The sequence below is a fragment of the Providencia sp. PROV141 genome, assembly GCF_028481645.1.
Lineage (GTDB): Bacteria > Pseudomonadota > Gammaproteobacteria > Enterobacterales > Enterobacteriaceae > Providencia > Providencia rettgeri.
The window spans coordinates 160,982-176,873 of record NZ_JAMPPR010000022.1 but is presented as its reverse complement, the minus strand read 5'-3'; the positions used below and the strand labels follow the sequence as shown (position 1 = coordinate 176,873).

The window sequence follows — 15,892 nt, the reverse complement described above, 5'->3', positions numbered from 1 at the left end:
TAGAGTCTATGATTTCGCTATGCCCCTGCTGCAATCAGTAACTCAGCAATCTCGCTGTAGCCTTTTTCGTGTGCGAGTTCTAATGGTTTTTTACCATATTTATCCGTCATATGAGGGTTCGCACCGTGGTCTAATAGCAATTTAACGATTTGCTGCTGTTTTTCACCGCCATCATTTAACACGATAGCTTCTAATAGTGGTGTCCAACCAACAAAGTTGGTGTGATTGACATTAATATCGGTTTTTTCAAGTAGTTCGCGAACAATTTCCACGTGGCCTTTTTCGCTGGCTGGTGTAATTCCCACGCCACCAAAACGGGTTAATAAGTCTAAATTTGGTTTTGCAGGTAAGACAATGCGTAATAAAGTGAGGTCATTATTAAGACAGCTTAATAAAAAAGGGTTAAAACAAGTTTGGTCTTGTTTATTAATATCGGCCCCTGCATTAATGAGGAAAGAGACACATTCATAATGTTTGTTTAGGCTTGCATTAACAATCGCAGTACGACCTTGGCGGTTAGTGATATTAATATCCACACCTTTTTCGAGACAACTTTTTAATAACTCTAATTGCCCTTGTTCAGCTGCGGTTAAAAAATCGTGAGCGAGAGTACTGGCTATCATCATTTCCCCTTAGGTTGGTTTATTGCTATCACCAACATAGATAAAGACAATTTAAAGATTATTTATGATGGTTAGAGCATAGCAATTGTCATTAATAAAAAGAATCCATTTAAATTTAATTCATCAATGAGGCGTTTGATTGTTGAATTTAATTCAATAATCCACCTTTTTTGTGCGTGTGAGCATCCTTTTTTAGCGTTTTTTGATGATTTACGGCTATTTTGTGGCCCAAACTGTGTGATTTTTTTTGTTAATTAAAATCGAAAACCATGATTTACTCAGTTCTGTGATAGACATCAAATTGGAAGTTTTTAATTTGTTAAATTTGTAATTTTATTGATCGCGGCTGTATCGAATGTTAATACTTAGTTTGTCTATTTAATTCAATAATATTAGGTATTTCGAATATTAATAGTGACGTTAAAGGTAGGGTTTTTACTTGGGAAAAATGCATATCAAATTTAATCTATTCCAGTTGTTAATAATTCTGTTAAGCTATAAAAATATGCTCGAAAAATAATCTGATTTTTACGTTATTGAATTTTATTCACATAAAAACATGATTTGTCTAAATTTTAAACATTTTTGGCGGTGGGTATGAACTCAATTTTTACGGAAGAAAACTTACTGACTTACACAACAGCGGCGAAGTTTGCGAGTTTTAGTAAAGCAGCGGAAGAATTAGGCGTGACCACCTCTGCGGTGAGCTATACCATCAAACGTATTGAAACCTATTTAGATGTCGCGTTATTTATTCGTAATACCCGTAATATTGAACTCACAGAAGCAGGGTATTATTTTTATCGCAAAGCAACCGACTTGCTCAATAATTTCCATTCTATTCAAAAAAGTATTTATTCCATTGAGCAAGGGATTGAAGCGCGGGTACGTATCTGTATTAATCAGTTATTATATACGCCGTATCATACCGCTAAGTTATTGCAAATATTAAAAAAACAGTTTGCTACCTGCCACATCACTGTGACAACAGAGGTGTATAATGGGGTTTGGGATGCCATTATTAATAACCATGCAGATATTGCGATTGGTGCTCCGGGTACGTTGATGGATGGCGGTGGAATTGACTACACTGAAATCGGTGCGATTCACTGGCAATTTGCTATCGCTGCCACACACCCATTGGCACTGATGCCAGAGCCCATCGCTGAGAGCCAGCTGCGCCTTTATCCCAATATTATGGTGGAAGATACCGCACATACCATTAATAAGCGGGTGGGTTGGCTGTTACATGGGCAAGAAGCCATTCAAGTACCTGATTTTAATACTAAATGCCAGTGTCAGATATTAGGTGAAGGGATTGGGTTTTTACCCGATTACATGATCAAAGACCATGTTAAACATGGTTTGTTGGTAACAAAACAAATTCAGAACCCACGACAAGATTCCCATATGCTATTAGCCACACAACATTCAGCTACTGGGCTTGTGACGCAGTGGATCCGTAAAGAATTTGGCGAAAAGGGGGTTCTAGCAGAGCTCTACAGCGATCTCCTAAAACCCATCAATTAGTCTTATTGGCTAGCGACATCAAGGGCTTTATCGATAGCATCGGGGATCACAGAACCGTGGTTTTTGCCGTCGAATAACCTAAATTCACAGTGCCTTTGGTGGTTTGCAATCTCAGTGCAAACTTGGCGTGTGCTAATCCAACTTTTGCGCGCTTGGTAATTTTGCACTTGTTCAGCGCTCAGTTTGGATAAATCAGGGCTCTCTTCTAAACCGCCTAAAGTCACAAACAGGGGGGAAGCCGTTTGTTTAGCTGTCAGCTTCGCTAAATCCACCATATTTCCTTTACCCCACCATAATGACGGGCTGGCAGAAACATAAAACTGAAAATCATCCGGTTGTTGTTGGTACGCCATCAAGGTAAATAATCCACCAAATGAATGGCCAAATAGGGTTTGCTTGCTTTTATCAATAGGAAACTGTTGTTCTGCCCATGGGCGAATAGTGTCAGTTAAAAACTGGTATAGCGCAGGGGAACCGCCCCCTTGTTTAAAATCGTCACCCGCAACAGGGGGAGTATAGTCGTGAGTACGCCATGCTTTTGGAAAGGCTTCATCGATGGGGTAACCAATCCCAATAATAATCGGTAGTTTATCCGCTGGCAGCTTTTCAACTGCGCGATTAACCGCTTTGGGGTATAAACCATTACCATCAAGCATATACAGGATAGGGCGCTGTGCGGTGACATTATAGGGTACTGCACTGTAAATGCGCAGCGCACGGTCACCGTAAGTCATATCCGTTTGTTGGATATCATAAAATTGGCCGACTGTTTTATCCAAGGGTGGAATAGTCTGGCTTGGGCGGGAAAATGCGGAATTGGTCATACACAGCAATATGCCACTTAATATGATTTTATTCATTTATTGAGTCTATTTAAGGGTTTTGAGGGTATACCTGAAACAGGCACACCCTTAGAGCTAATTAGAAGCTAACGTTTACGTTCGCCCAATAACGGCGTCCATCTTCAACATCCCAGTTACCACCACCTTGAGCATCAATTTTATCGCCTTTTTCATTACCAATATTTAATACCGCAAAGTTTAGTTTAGTATTTTTCAATAATTGATAGGTTGCGCCCACATCCATGGTGGTATAGCCGCTACGGTAACGTGGAACAGAAGCCCCATTACGTTGTGCAGCCCAGATTTGCTTGCCTTCATAGTGAGCACGGGTATACAACGTCAGGTCTTCATTGAAGTTCCAATCTAGCTTCGCATTGGCTAAGTGTTTTGGCGTTTTATCCAATGGATAGCCTTTAAGTGAAATATTACTATTGTTTAGAGTTTCTTCATCACTTTTGCGTTCTGAATCCGTGTAGGTATAGTTCAAACTGAGTTTCCAGTCTTGACCTATTGGGATTCCAGTAGCAACTTCAACCCCTTTAATATTAGCTTTACCCACATTATCATAGGTATAAAGGTTCAAGCCTGTAATAGAATCTACTTTATTGGTGTTATAACTGGTTAATTTATTTTTAAAATCAGTATTGAAGAATGTTAAGCTCGCATCAAAGCCCGACTCATGGTTATAGGCAATACTGATTTCTTCACTAACACTTTTTTCTGGTTTTAAGTCAGGGTTACCATAGATAATACCTGCGCCTCTCTCTGTTGAAGTTCCATAATTAGCGCTAACTTCACGTAATGTTGGAGCACGGAAAGCGGAGGAGATACCCCCTTTAATGGTAATTTCATCGGTTAGATAATAAACTGCATAACCTCTAGGATTCCAATGATTGCCATAAGACTCATGGTGATCTAAACGTAGTCCACCGGTTAATATCAGATTTTCTGTTGCTGTGAACTCATTTTCTAAGAAGAAAGCGTGTTGTTCCGCGGTCATTTTTGCATTTTCAGTTGTTGATGAACCTGTTGCAGAGGTGTCTTTTAATTTTGCATGCTGAAATTGTCCACCGACGGTTAGGATATTGTCTGGTAAAAATGCTACGACTTTTCCATCAACGACAGTATTGGTAATTTCAGGTACTCGTGCGTCATAACGGTATTCTGTAATTTTAGTCGTAGGATTTTTTATTTCAGTTTTAGTTCTTTTTTTCGTGTTTTCTTGGTAAATACTTAACTCAGTATTGAATGAATCCCAGTCCCCTTTATAGGTTAAAGCAAAATGGTTCCGGTCATTATGAATTTCTGATTTTTTATTTGCTCTTGCAACCTGATTTACTTCGGTCGTCAGTGGAAGGGACTTACCTGGGTTTTCCTCCCTTTCCTGCGTGGTTCTACCCGCTTCTAATAAGAAAGTTTGGTTTTCCATTGGGGTAAAAGTCAGTTTCGCTGTTAAGCTTTTATTGTCTTTTTTATGATGGCCATCAGCGATTTTATCTTCCTGGCGATAATCACCACCACCATACAATTGCAGACCAAGTTTATCTTGAATTAATGGACCGGACAGGTAGAAATTACCGTCGGTTGAATTACCGCTATCACTGTTTTCTTGGATAATCGCACCCGTTGTGACGCTGCCGTGCCATTCATTGGTCACTTTTTTAGTGATGATATTGATAACACCACCCATCGCATCGGAACCATACAGGGAGGACATAGGCCCACGGATCACTTCGATGCGTTCAATCGCTTCGACAGGTGGCATAAAGCCCGCTTCAAAGCCACCGCTGCCATTTGGACGTGATTCACGGCTGTTTTGACGGCGCCCATCGACCAATATCAGCGTGTATTCGCCGGGTAAGCCACGGATATTAATATCTTGTTTGTTTGCAGCACCAACGATACTCACCCCTTCCACGTCTTTCACGGCGTCGGCGAGGTCACGGACAGGTTTATTTTGTAATTGGTCTGCACTGATCACGGTCACGCTAGCAGGGGCATCACGCAGTTGTTGCGAGAAGCCTGATGCACTGACGACCATGGTATCTGTTTTATTGTCTGCTGCTGTAGCACTAAATGAAGATAAAGCCGCACAAACACCGGCGGCAATAAGGGTGTAGTGATATTGCGAAGTCATAGTTATCCCTAGTAAATATAAATGAGAATGATAATTATATTGTTTGCGAATACTATCACTAAAACATATCAAAAATAAATAATGAGCTAGCTAATTTATGAGCAATATTTGATCTCAGCTAAGAATTTTCACCTACGATGTTTTCCCCTTTTACGACTTTTGCCAAGCTTAACGAAAAATTAAGGTTTAACTTTGGTTTATGGTGTTTGGCGGTGCATGAATTTACTCTAGCGCCAACATTCACTAGAAAAATTTGAGTTATATGAAATACACATTTTTAGCCATTTTATGCAGTTTTATTATGATGGTCGCTCATGGGGTACAAGCAGAGGAAATACGCTTAAGTGTGACTCATCCGCAAAAAATTAAGGTTGCGGATGTGGTTAGCCTCCCAGGTCAATTTGTGGCGAGAAATGAAATTTCTATCGGTTCTCCATTGCAACAGCAAATCGTGACCGCGGTATTCGTGGAAGAAGGCGAATGGGTGGAGAAAGGCCAATTACTGGCGACGCTAGAATCGCCAATTCAAAGCGCGGGTGTCCAACAATTAAAAGCCGAAATTGATAAAGCAGCCGCTTACATTAAGCAACAAGAGGCTTTAAGTGCCCAATCACAAAGTGAATTACAGCGTTTGTCTCCGCTCGCCAAAACGGGCGTGATCTCTGCGAATGATTTTAATAAAGCTAAGTCAGAAACGGCTGCACAACATGCGCTATTAGCGGCAAGTCGTGCAGAGTTACGCCAATTGCAAGCGCAATTAAGGCGCGAACAAAGCCAAGAAGATAAAGCAAAAATCATTGCACCCGTTGCTGGTGTTATCAGTGAGCGCCATGCAATGAGTGGTACGTTATCGGATAACGCTTTGTTATTTAAACTAATCGAAAATAATGAGTTAGAGTTCGAAGCGCTTGCACACCCATCAGAATTGGCTCGTATTGTGGGGAGCAATCCTGTCACTATCCAAATTCACGACAATAAAGCAGTTTCGGGCAAATTTCGTTTTTTAGCACCGAAAATTGAGGCATTAACCCAGTTAGGGAAAATTAGAGTGACGCTGACTGACCCAATTAAATCGATGAGGCTGGGAGAAACTGGCACCATGCGTTATACAAATTCACCTAGTGAATATATATCACTGCCTTATAGTGCGATTCGCACGGAACCAGATGGTCAGCGTTTTATTTTTAGTGTGGTAAATGATGGGCGCGTAGTCAAACAACCTGTCCAAATAGGTAAAATTCAGCAGGGTAATGTTGAAATATTAAGCCCATTAGAGACCAATCTGGATGTGGTGACTTATGCTCAGGCCTTTTTATCAGAAGATGATAAAGTTGTGCCAGTAAGGGCACCGCAATGAAACTACAAATGTCATCTTGGGCGATTACCCGCCCAATTCCCACCATTGTGATTTTTTTAGCCCTGACAATTGCAGGGATATTTTCCTTTAACCAGCTACCCGTGACGGCAAACCCGGTGATCACCTTTCCGATTGTGACGGTAACGGTAACACAGGATGGTTCATCACCGACAGAATTAGAAAATGCCGTTACCAAGCGGGTTGAACGCGCTGTTTCTGGGATACCCGGTATCCGCCATATTAGCTCATCGATTAGTGAAGGTGCAACGACGACAACCATTGAATTTGATTTAAGTGTTGATGCCCATGTCGCGACTAACGATGTACGAGAGCAAATAGGGCAAATTCGAGGGGAATTGCCGCAAACAATCGACGAGCCGCTAATTAACCGTATCGATGTCGAAGGTGGAGCGATTTTACGTTATGCCGTTTCATCAGAAACTGAATCTATCGCAGATTTGTCTTGGTTTGTGGATGACACCGTGAGTAAGCAGTTGATTACTGTTCCAGGAGTACAAAAGGTCAGCCGATTAGGGGATACAGAGCGAGTTATTCGCATTGAACCGGACGCAAATAAACTCGCAGCAATGCAGTTATCGATAGCGAGCATCAATGAAGTATTGAAAAATAATCATCAAAACTCTGCTGGGGGAAATGCGAAGTACAATACGCTACAACATACCATTCGCGTGTTAGGGGAAAAACACGCGGTAGATGATATTAAAAACATCATGTTACCCATTAATAACCAAAGATCAGTCAGGTTGGGGGAAATTGCTAATATTTATGATGGCCATAAAAATGTGAAATCTATTTCTCAACTTAATGGTAAAGAGGTCGTTGGGTTTGCGGTGTATCGTGCAAAAGGCTCCAGTGATACTCAGGTGGCACAAGGTGTCGCACACGCATTAGAAAAACTGCAAAAAGCAAATTCAAATGTTGAAATAAGCTTGGTTTCATCAACGGTAAAATACACGGAATCGAGTTTTACGCTAACTATTCAAACCTTACTAGAAGGGGCATTTTTAACGGTTATTATCGTATTTTTCTTTTTGAAAAGCTGGCGAGCCACTTTGGTGGCAGCAGTGGCACTTCCTCTGTCGATATTACCCACCTTTTTTATTTTGCTGTTATTTGATTACAGCTTAAATAGCATCACATTATTGGCTCTGACGTTGGTGATTGGCATCTTAGTGGATGATGCTATTGTTGAAATTGAGAATATCCAAAAATATATTGAACATGGTGAACGGCCGTATCTTGCCGCATTGAAAGCTTCTGATGCAATAGGCTTTGCGATTGTCGCCATTACGCTCACGATTGTTGCGGTATTTTTACCTGTTAGCTTTATTGGTGGCTTTGTGGGGCAATATTTTGTGCCATTTGGTATTACGGTTTCTGCCGCTGTGTTGTCTTCGTTATTGGTGGCAAGATTAGTCACACCATTAATGGCGGCATATGTACTATTGCCACAAAAAGGTGTTCATGAAGGCGTTAAAATGCCAAATTGGATAGCGCGTTATACCCGTTTTTTATTGATGACACTGAAACACCGTAAGTTAGCATCAACGTTAGCGGGGGGCTTTTTGATTGGCTCAGTGGCGATCACCCGTTTTTTACCGGTCGGCTTTATGCCTGATGGGGATATCAGTGTTAGCCAAATTAACATTGAGCTACCACCGGGAACTTCTGTGGAGCAAACACAACAAAAAATTAATGAAATCGCTAAACAGCTAAAAGATAGGCCGGAAATTTTATCGACCTATACGATTGCAGGGATTGCCGATGATTCAGAGGGCGTTGCTCAGCACAAAGGAATGATGATTTTAACCCTCACCGAGCCGAATGAGCGAAAACTTTCCCAAAAGGAGTTTGAACTGGCTATCTCTGAGTGGTTAAGCCAAAAAACGGATGCGCGCTATACCTTCAGCAACAGTAATGGTGGCAAAGAGTTTTCGTTAATGTTTACAGGGAGTGACCCTGAGCAACTCGAAAAGTCGATGCAGAAATTGCGTGATGCAATGGCAAAAATTGACGGATTTAAAAACGTCCAAGTTATGAAACCATTATTACGTAAAGAATTGATTGTTAAGCCTAATGAGGTAGACATTGGTCGAACGGGTGTCAGTGTGGAAGAGATTGCGGACACACTACGTATTGCGACCATGGGGGAGGCTAATTCACGTAGCGCTAAGTTTAATTTGCCGGATAGGCAATTGGCCGTACAAGTGATTTTACCGGAACCTCAGCAACATAATATTGATGTGCTGAATAATTTGTATGTAAGAAGCCAAAATGGCCAAAATGTCCCGATCAAATCTGTCGCTAATATTGACTCCAGTGATGGGCCTTCCCTGATTGAGCGAATAAATCGTCAAAGACAAATGTCGATAGAAGCCAATTTGGAAGGGCTCACACTAGGGGAAGCGTTAGATATTGTGGCACAACTTCCTGAGTATCAACAAATTCCGCGCAGTGTTTCCCAAGTAGAATATGGGGATATGGAATATATGATTGATATGTTTGAACGTTTTGGTACCACGATGGTATTCAGTGTGTTATTGGTTTTCGCCATTTTAATTGTGCTGTTTAAAGATTTTATCCAGCCGATTACCATACTGGTTGCTTTACCCTTTTCGATTGGCGGCGCAATTATTGCTTTAGTGTTATACGGTGCGATGATCGATTTACCTGTCATTATTGGTATTTTAATGTTGATGGGAATTGTGACAAAAAACTCGATTTTGCTGGTGGAATTCATTCTTGAAAAACAACGTTCAGGTATGGTGCGTGAAAAAGCCATTATTGAGGCAGGGCAAGAGCGTGTTCGCCCCATCATTATGACAACCTTTGCCATGATTGCAGGGATGATCCCATTAGTGTTAACCAGCGGTGCAGACGCCGGGTTTCGAGCCCCTATGGCTATTGCTGTGATTGGCGGCTTACTAAGTTCCACTATCCTTAGCTTGTTATTTGTCCCTGTGATTTATAGCTTGATGGATGATTTAAAACATAAATTATTACCTCAGCTTGCCAAATTAACTTCAGTGACACAAGAAGACCGCAATACTAAGCATTGGTAAAGAGATAAAAGCTGGCCGAAAGGCCAGCAGAGATTGTTGATAAAGCGGGATAAAAGCGTAATTTTGCCACTTTGTGTTAAGCCCATATTTAATTGATTAATCGAGAGCTAACTTTACTCGCATGGCTTCAAATTAAAATTAAGAATTACAAATTAATAAATCATAAATATGGTCTAATAAATAGAAATATTTAATCAAAAAAAGAATATCAATAATTGAGTTACGGAATTTTTATCATAATAAATATCATTTTAACTATTTCATTAATTTTTATCGTTAATCTAATTAAGAATGAATTTCATTGTTTTGATAATAAAAATTAATCTAATGCTGAACTCTAATTTCCTTTAATGACTTGTTTTATATCAATGAATTAATTTTTTTGTTGGAATTAATTTAATTGTAAATTATTAACTATTGCTTTATTACATATACTTCGTAAATATAGAGGGAGAATTAATATTGATTTCAGACCTTGAGAGTTATTATGAGTCAAGAAACCCATTCAGAAACACATAATCAAAAAACGACTAATGAAAAACGTAGAACAATATGGATAGTGATAGCCACAATAATTATTATTCTATTATTTGTCGCCTACGGTGTTTATTGGTTTTTAGTTTTACGCTTTCAAGAATATACCGATGATGCTTATGTATCTGGCTTACAGATCCCGATAATTGCGCAAACAACAGGTAATGTCACTCAAGTTAATTTTGAAAATACTGACTTGGTAAAGGCGGGGGATGTATTGGTTGTATTGGATAACACGAATGCGCGGTTGGCATTTGAACAAGCCAAACATGATTTAGCGACCACCGTACGCAAAACCAAAGAACTGTATATCAATGGTGATGAGTATCAAGCGCAAATTCAAAAAAACCGGGTGACACTTGCGCAAGCGCAAAAAGATTATCAACGTCGTGTGGCTTTAGGCCGCAGTGGTACCATTTCGAAGGAAGACCTGCAGCACGCCCAAGAAGCCGTGCAACTTGCGCAAGCGGCTCTGGATATTTCTATTCAACAATATAATGCCAACCGTGCATTGTTGCGTAATACAGAGCTCAAAAAACAACCTGCAATTCAGCAAGCCGCTGATAGCGTACGCAGTGCATGGATAAACTTACAACGTACTGAAATTAAAAGCCCAATGACGGGATATGTTTCACGGCGTAATGTGCAAGTCGGCTCTCAAGTCAGTCCGCAAAGTTCTTTAATGGCGATCGTGCCTGTTCAGCCTGTTTGGGTTGATGCGAACTTCAAAGAAACCCAACTAGAAAAAGTCCGTATTGGACAACCTGTGACCATCAACAGTGATTTTTACGGGGCAGATATTGTTTATAACGGTACCGTAGTTGGGCTCGATATGGGAACCGGTAGTGCTTTCTCATTATTGCCTGCCCAAAATGCGACAGGGAACTGGATTAAAGTCGTACAGCGTTTGCCTGTACGTGTTGAATTAGACCCTGAACAAGTGGCAAAACACCCATTACGCATTGGGTTATCCATGAATGTCACGATAGACATTAAAGATCAAAACGGCCCTGTTTTAGCGGAAGTTCAGCGTACAGCACCTGCATTTGAAAGTGATGTGTTGGTTTTAAAATTAAGTGATGTCGACCACATCATCGACACCATTATCAGCGATAACGCAGACTAGCTTGAAAGGAGCCGTTGTGGCAGATATTCAACCACTTAAGGGTGCAAAACTGGTATGGGCAACCATTGCGTTGTCCCTTGCGACCTTCATGCAGGTGCTTGATTCCACGATTGCTAACGTGGCTATCCCGACTATTGCGGGAAATCTCGGGGTTTCCATGTCACAAGGAACATGGGTAATTACCTCGTTTGGCGTATCGAATGCGATTTCTATTGCGATTTCAGGTTACTTAGCGAAGCGCTTTGGTGAAATCCGTGTTTTCTTATGGGCAACGGCGCTTTTCACCTTATTTTCATTACTTTGTGGCTTTTCAGATAGCCTGGGTATGCTAATTTTATACCGCGTATTGCAAGGTGCCGTCGCAGGGCCGGTGATCCCTCTTTCGCAAAGCCTTATCATGCGTTGCTATCCACCAAAAATGCAAAACATGGCGTTAGCGTTTTGGTCGATGACCATTATTTTAGCCCCAGTATTCGGTCCTATTTTTGGTGGCTATATTAGTGATAATTTCCATTGGGGCTGGATATTCTTTATGAATGTGCCTTTGGGAATTTTTGTCATTATCGTCGGCTCTATTATCTTCAAAGGGATGGAGTCCAAGGTTGTGAAAGTGCCATTCAATGTGATTGGCTTGGCGCTGCTTTCAGTGGGAGTGGGTTGCTTACAAGTTTTGCTCGACAAAGGTAAGGAGCTGGGATGGTTGGCATCTAATGAAATTGTCATCTTAGCCGTTGTTTCAGCTATTGCGTTGGTATTCCTCGTTATTTGGGAACTCACAGATAAAAACCCAATTGTCGAATTATCGTTATTTAAATCGCGCAATTTTACCATTGGAACGATTTCTGTCAGTTTAGCGTATATGGCCTATTTCGGCGCTATTGTCTTGTTGCCGCAACTTTTGCAGGAAGTTTATGGCTATACAGCAACATGGGCTGGGCTCGCATTGGCGCCCATAGGCTTATTGCCAGTGTTGTTTTCGGCTCCAGTGGCAAAATTATCCGATTTTCTCGATATCCGCTGGATAGTGACCTTTAGCTTTGTATTTTATGCGATTTGTTTCTTCTGGCGTGCATATACTTTTGAACCGAGCATGGGCTTTTCTGCTGTAGTTTGGCCACAATTGGTACAAGGAATGGCAGTAGCTTGCTTCTTTATGCCACTGACCACATTAACCCTTTCAGGTTTACCGCCAGAAAAATTGGCTTCGGCATCGAGTTTAGCTAACTTTTTCCGTACGTTAGCGGGGTCAATCGGTACCTCAATTACCACAACGCTGTGGAGCGATAGAGAAGCCGTGCACCATAGCCAGTTAACGGAATTTATTACCGATTATAATCCTGAATCCCTAGGGATGTATCAAGAAATGGCGACTCATGGATTGAGTACCGAACAGACTTCCGGGTTTATTGCTCAGCAAATTACGAGCCAAGGGTTAATTATTGCTGCAAATGAGATTTTCTGGTTGTGTGGTTGGGTGTTTATTGCGCTAATTATTACTGTTTGGTTTGCTAAGCCGCCATTTGGCAGCAAAGCGAAATAATTGGTGGCTGGGGCTAAGTATTTTAGCCCCACCAAGCTTATAGCTGGGATTTAGGAATTACATTCTCAAAACTCAAGACTGGTCGGTTAGTTTCGATTTCTTTGAGTGGCTCGACTTCTTTAAAGGTGTTTAAACAGCGCGTGACTAAGTTTTGATAATCTTTGGTTCCGCTGGTTTTCCAGGCAATTTCTTTTTCTGATAAGGTGCGAAGTACTTTTGCAGGCGTACCCACGATAAGGCTATTATCGGAGAATATCGCTTCGGCTTTGATGAAGGCACAAGCACCGACGATAGAGTTTTCGCCAATAATAGCGCCATCCATAATCACACTGTTCATCCCGACTAAGGCATTACGCTTAATGTGGCAGCCATGTAAGATAGCACCATGGCCGATATGACCATTTTCTTCAATAATGGTGTCAAATTGCGGGAAGCCATGCATGACACAGTTATCCTGCACATTGGCGCCATCTTTAATGATTAAGCGACCAAAGTCCCCACGTAAGCTGGCGTTTGGGCCAATATAAACATTTTTGCCAATAATGACATCACCAATCACCACCGCAGTAGGGTGGACAAAACTTTCAGGGCTGACGACGGGCGTAATACCATCGATTTGATAAAAAGGCATACCGGCTCCTGTAATGTGTGTTTAGGCGGCTATATCTCTGAGCACTCCACCAAAGCGGCGATAATAAGCGCTTGATGGTTGAGGAAGCTCCCCGACAGTGGTTTCGCATTGTTCAGAAACATACTGAGTTGCGGCTTGGTCGATACGTTGATAAATGTTGGTACAAAGATGGCGTGCAATATGACCTTCCCATTGTGTAGGAAGGAGTTCATCAGGTAATAACGGGTCTTTAAGCGTGACACGGCGGTAAAAGTGAATCAGTAGTAAACGTAGCTGAAAACAGTGTTCAGGGGAAATTTGTGCTGCTGTGCTTTCTTTAAGAAGTAACGCGAGAGGCCTAAATAATGATATAAACTGATGATAATGTTCTGAAATATCTTGCAAAGACCAAGCATGAGAAACCAGTTCTTTGAGGTTTTTTTCTGATCGGCTATAGGGGTAATCTGCGTGAAAATAGATGGCATTTTCAGTGGCATTAAGTTCATTGAGTAGTGTCGGTACATCACTTTGTGCGCAACTGGGTGCTGCCATGAGTGACGTATTAAATTGCCCGAAACCGAGCCAGCTCAGTTCCTTTTTTAACCTGATCTTTTCGTCTTTATCCGCTGTTTCAAGGAGTAGTAAATCCCATTTACCATCCCAATCAGGCTGCCCTGCGAGGTAAATTTTATTTTCTGCACGGCGAAAGCGACTTTGCCCGCGCTCAGAAATACGGTAATAGCTGCGACGGCCAATTTTTTCGACATCAAGCCAACCTTCTTTCTGTAAGCGGAAAACGGAAGTTCGGACAAAGCGGTCAGTAAAACCCATCGGTTCTAACAGTTTAGTTAAGCTTCCTAGCCACACTTCACCACCACGATGATGCAAAGCATCACCATAGAGTGAGCTAATTAGAGACGTACCACTAATGGGTTGGCTTGCTATTGCATGTTGTATGAACTGGTTAAGTTTATTTTCCATTTATATTTCATCTATAAAATTTATGTATCAGAAGGCTTACTGAATAGTAGACATAAATTTAAAGGTTGTCTTCCATTACCTGTTTTCGCACGATTTCAGAGATTAAGGCATATCAGAGTCGTTCATTCCAATATGCCTTAATAAATTGAATTAAATCGCTATTCTAGTATCAATTACCCGTTCGGCTTTACCTTGAGAACGTGGGATATCACCACAATTTACAATACTAATACGGGTGCTAATACCCACCATCGATTTGATTCGATGCTTTAAATGGTGGCAGATATTACAGCGTTCATCATAAGTGAGCTGTTCAGGGTGTTTGAGCTCAACACGAACAGATAAGTTGTCCATATTGCCTTGGCGACCAATTTCTAATTGGTAATGAGGGGAAAGCTCCTTAAATTGCATGATTTGTTCTTCAATTTGAGAAGGAAACACATTCACGCCACGAATAATCATCATGTCATCGGAACGTCCGGTGATTTTACCAATTCGACGCATGTTACGATTGACCCCCTGCATCAGGTGGGTAAGGTCGCGAGTTCGGTAACGAATCACAGGCATGGCTTCTTTTGTCAGGGTAGTAAACACTAACTCACCATGCTCACCCGCTCCTAATGTTTTTAAGGTATTGGGGGAAATAATTTCTGGATAAAAATGGTCTTCCCAGATAGTTGGGCCACTCTCTCCTGAGTCCGCGCACTCCATAGCGACACCGGGCCCCATCACTTCAGATAAGCCGTAAATATCTAATGCTTTGATACCAAGGCGGGTTTCAATTTCTGTTCTGAGGGATTCAGTCCAAGGTTCAGCACCAAAGACACCCAATCTAAGTGAGCACTTACTAGCGTCTCCACCCATGATTTTTTCTAGCTCATCAATAATACTCAAGCAGTAAGAGGGTGTTACCATGATCACATCGGGTTTGAAATCAGCGATCAGTTGTGCTTGTTTTTCAGTTTGCCCGCCTGACATAGGAATGACTGCGGCTCCTAGGCGTTCTGCACCATAGTGGGCGCCTAGCCCTCCGGTGAATAAACCATAGCCGTAAGCAACGTGGACTTTATCGCCTCGGACAGTGCCTGCAGAACGTAAACTACGCGCAATCAGGTCAGCCCAGTTATCGATGTCTCGTTGGGTGTAACCGACCACAGTTGGGCGCCCAGTTGTTCCTGAAGAGGCATGAATACGGATGATTTGGTCCATTGGCACGGCAAAGGTGCTAAATGGGTAGTTTTCACGTAAATCCTGTTTGGTCGTGTAAGGGAATTTTTCGATATCACTCAGTTGTTTGAAATCGTCAGGGTGGACCCCTGCATCATCGAATTTTTTGCGATACATGGGGACATTTTCATAGGCGTGAGTGAGTGTCCACTTCATTCGAGAGTACTGTAAAGACTCGATTTCATCCCGCGATGCAAATTCAATTGGGTCGACGCTATCTTGTATATTGCTCATAATTGCCTGTCCTCATAATTATTATGGTTACCAGTTCACGCTAATGTATGACGTTCCTGGTATTTGCC

At 41.6% G+C, this 15,892-nt stretch carries 11 protein-coding genes; 5 read left to right on the top strand and 6 right to left on the bottom strand.

What is annotated here, in order from left to right; genetic code table 11:
- Positions 1-17: 17 nt before the first annotated feature.
- Complete coding sequence (locus PSF09_RS15590; protein ID WP_272666142.1) at positions 18-623, bottom strand: ankyrin repeat domain-containing protein; 606 nt, start codon at positions 621-623, stop codon at positions 18-20.
- Between the two features lie 597 nt (positions 624-1,220).
- Here PSF09_RS15590 and PSF09_RS15585 point away from each other — a divergent pair.
- On the top strand, positions 1,221-2,153 hold the full coding sequence (locus PSF09_RS15585) for a LysR substrate-binding domain-containing protein (RefSeq protein WP_109912354.1): 933 nt from the start codon (positions 1,221-1,223) through the stop codon (positions 2,151-2,153).
- A 2-nt stretch (positions 2,154-2,155) separates the two neighbouring features.
- Here PSF09_RS15585 and PSF09_RS15580 read toward each other — a convergent pair whose 3' ends face one another.
- Together PSF09_RS15580 and PSF09_RS15575 are read right to left on the bottom strand one after the other, a co-directional pair.
- On the bottom strand, positions 2,156-3,013 hold the full coding sequence (locus tag PSF09_RS15580) for an alpha/beta hydrolase (protein WP_272684117.1): 858 nt from the start codon (positions 3,011-3,013) through the stop codon (positions 2,156-2,158).
- Between the two features lie 61 nt (positions 3,014-3,074).
- The gene (locus PSF09_RS15575) at positions 3,075-5,132 is read right to left on the bottom strand and encodes a TonB-dependent receptor domain-containing protein (RefSeq protein ID WP_272684116.1); all 2,058 of its coding nucleotides are present in this window, start codon (positions 5,130-5,132) and stop codon (positions 3,075-3,077) included.
- A 262-nt stretch (positions 5,133-5,394) separates the two neighbouring features.
- Here PSF09_RS15575 and PSF09_RS15570 point away from each other — a divergent pair, with 262 nt between their 5' ends.
- From PSF09_RS15570 to PSF09_RS15555, 4 genes are all read left to right on the top strand, one after another.
- Complete coding sequence (locus PSF09_RS15570; protein ID WP_272684115.1) at positions 5,395-6,489, top strand: efflux RND transporter periplasmic adaptor subunit; 1,095 nt, start codon at positions 5,395-5,397, stop codon at positions 6,487-6,489.
- Positions 6,486-9,572: an efflux RND transporter permease subunit gene (locus tag PSF09_RS15565; protein WP_272684114.1), complete on the top strand. Its 3,087-nt coding sequence runs from the start codon at positions 6,486-6,488 to the stop codon at positions 9,570-9,572. The genes PSF09_RS15570 and PSF09_RS15565 overlap by 4 nt, the downstream gene beginning before the upstream one ends.
- A gap of 487 nt (positions 9,573-10,059) precedes the next feature.
- On the top strand, positions 10,060-11,232 hold the full coding sequence (gene emrA, locus PSF09_RS15560; RefSeq protein ID WP_272666133.1) for a multidrug efflux MFS transporter periplasmic adaptor subunit EmrA: 1,173 nt from the start codon (positions 10,060-10,062) through the stop codon (positions 11,230-11,232).
- A 16-nt stretch (positions 11,233-11,248) separates the two neighbouring features.
- The gene (locus tag PSF09_RS15555; RefSeq protein ID WP_210838524.1) at positions 11,249-12,772 is read left to right on the top strand and encodes a DHA2 family efflux MFS transporter permease subunit; all 1,524 of its coding nucleotides are present in this window, start codon (positions 11,249-11,251) and stop codon (positions 12,770-12,772) included.
- Positions 12,773-12,809: 37 nt separating this feature from the next.
- On the opposite strand, the gene paaY is transcribed toward PSF09_RS15555, so the two are convergent.
- From paaY to paaK, 3 genes are all read right to left on the bottom strand, one after another.
- Positions 12,810-13,403 (bottom strand): phenylacetic acid degradation protein PaaY, encoded by a 594-nt coding sequence (gene paaY, locus PSF09_RS15550; RefSeq protein ID WP_210838526.1) that lies wholly within the window; start codon positions 13,401-13,403, stop codon positions 12,810-12,812.
- A 21-nt stretch (positions 13,404-13,424) separates the two neighbouring features.
- Positions 13,425-14,363 (bottom strand): phenylacetic acid degradation operon negative regulatory protein PaaX, encoded by a 939-nt coding sequence (paaX, locus tag PSF09_RS15545; RefSeq protein WP_210838528.1) that lies wholly within the window; start codon positions 14,361-14,363, stop codon positions 13,425-13,427.
- A gap of 150 nt (positions 14,364-14,513) precedes the next feature.
- Positions 14,514-15,824: a phenylacetate--CoA ligase PaaK gene (paaK, locus tag PSF09_RS15540; RefSeq protein WP_272684113.1), complete on the bottom strand. Its 1,311-nt coding sequence runs from the start codon at positions 15,822-15,824 to the stop codon at positions 14,514-14,516.
- Positions 15,825-15,892 lie beyond the last annotated feature (68 nt).

What these genes read in the sequence shown, in the direction of transcription:
- paaY (WP_210838526.1), bottom strand. Translation starts at nt 13,403, where the DNA reads ATGCCTTTTTATCAAATCGATGGTATTACGCCCGTCGTCAGCCCTGAA.
- PSF09_RS15565 (WP_272684114.1), top strand. Translation starts at nt 6,486, where the DNA reads ATGAAACTACAAATGTCATCTTGGGCGATTACCCGCCCAATTCCCACC.
- PSF09_RS15585 (WP_109912354.1), top strand. Translation starts at nt 1,221, where the DNA reads ATGAACTCAATTTTTACGGAAGAAAACTTACTGACTTACACAACAGCG.
- PSF09_RS15590 (WP_272666142.1), bottom strand. Translation starts at nt 623, where the DNA reads ATGATAGCCAGTACTCTCGCTCACGATTTTTTAACCGCAGCTGAACAA.
- paaK (WP_272684113.1), bottom strand. Translation starts at nt 15,824, where the DNA reads ATGAGCAATATACAAGATAGCGTCGACCCAATTGAATTTGCATCGCGG.
- PSF09_RS15575 (WP_272684116.1), bottom strand. Translation starts at nt 5,132, where the DNA reads ATGACTTCGCAATATCACTACACCCTTATTGCCGCCGGTGTTTGTGCG.
- PSF09_RS15580 (WP_272684117.1), bottom strand. Translation starts at nt 3,013, where the DNA reads ATGAATAAAATCATATTAAGTGGCATATTGCTGTGTATGACCAATTCC.
- emrA (WP_272666133.1), top strand. Translation starts at nt 10,060, where the DNA reads ATGAGTCAAGAAACCCATTCAGAAACACATAATCAAAAAACGACTAAT.
- paaX (WP_210838528.1), bottom strand. Translation starts at nt 14,363, where the DNA reads ATGGAAAATAAACTTAACCAGTTCATACAACATGCAATAGCAAGCCAA.
- PSF09_RS15570 (WP_272684115.1), top strand. Translation starts at nt 5,395, where the DNA reads ATGAAATACACATTTTTAGCCATTTTATGCAGTTTTATTATGATGGTC.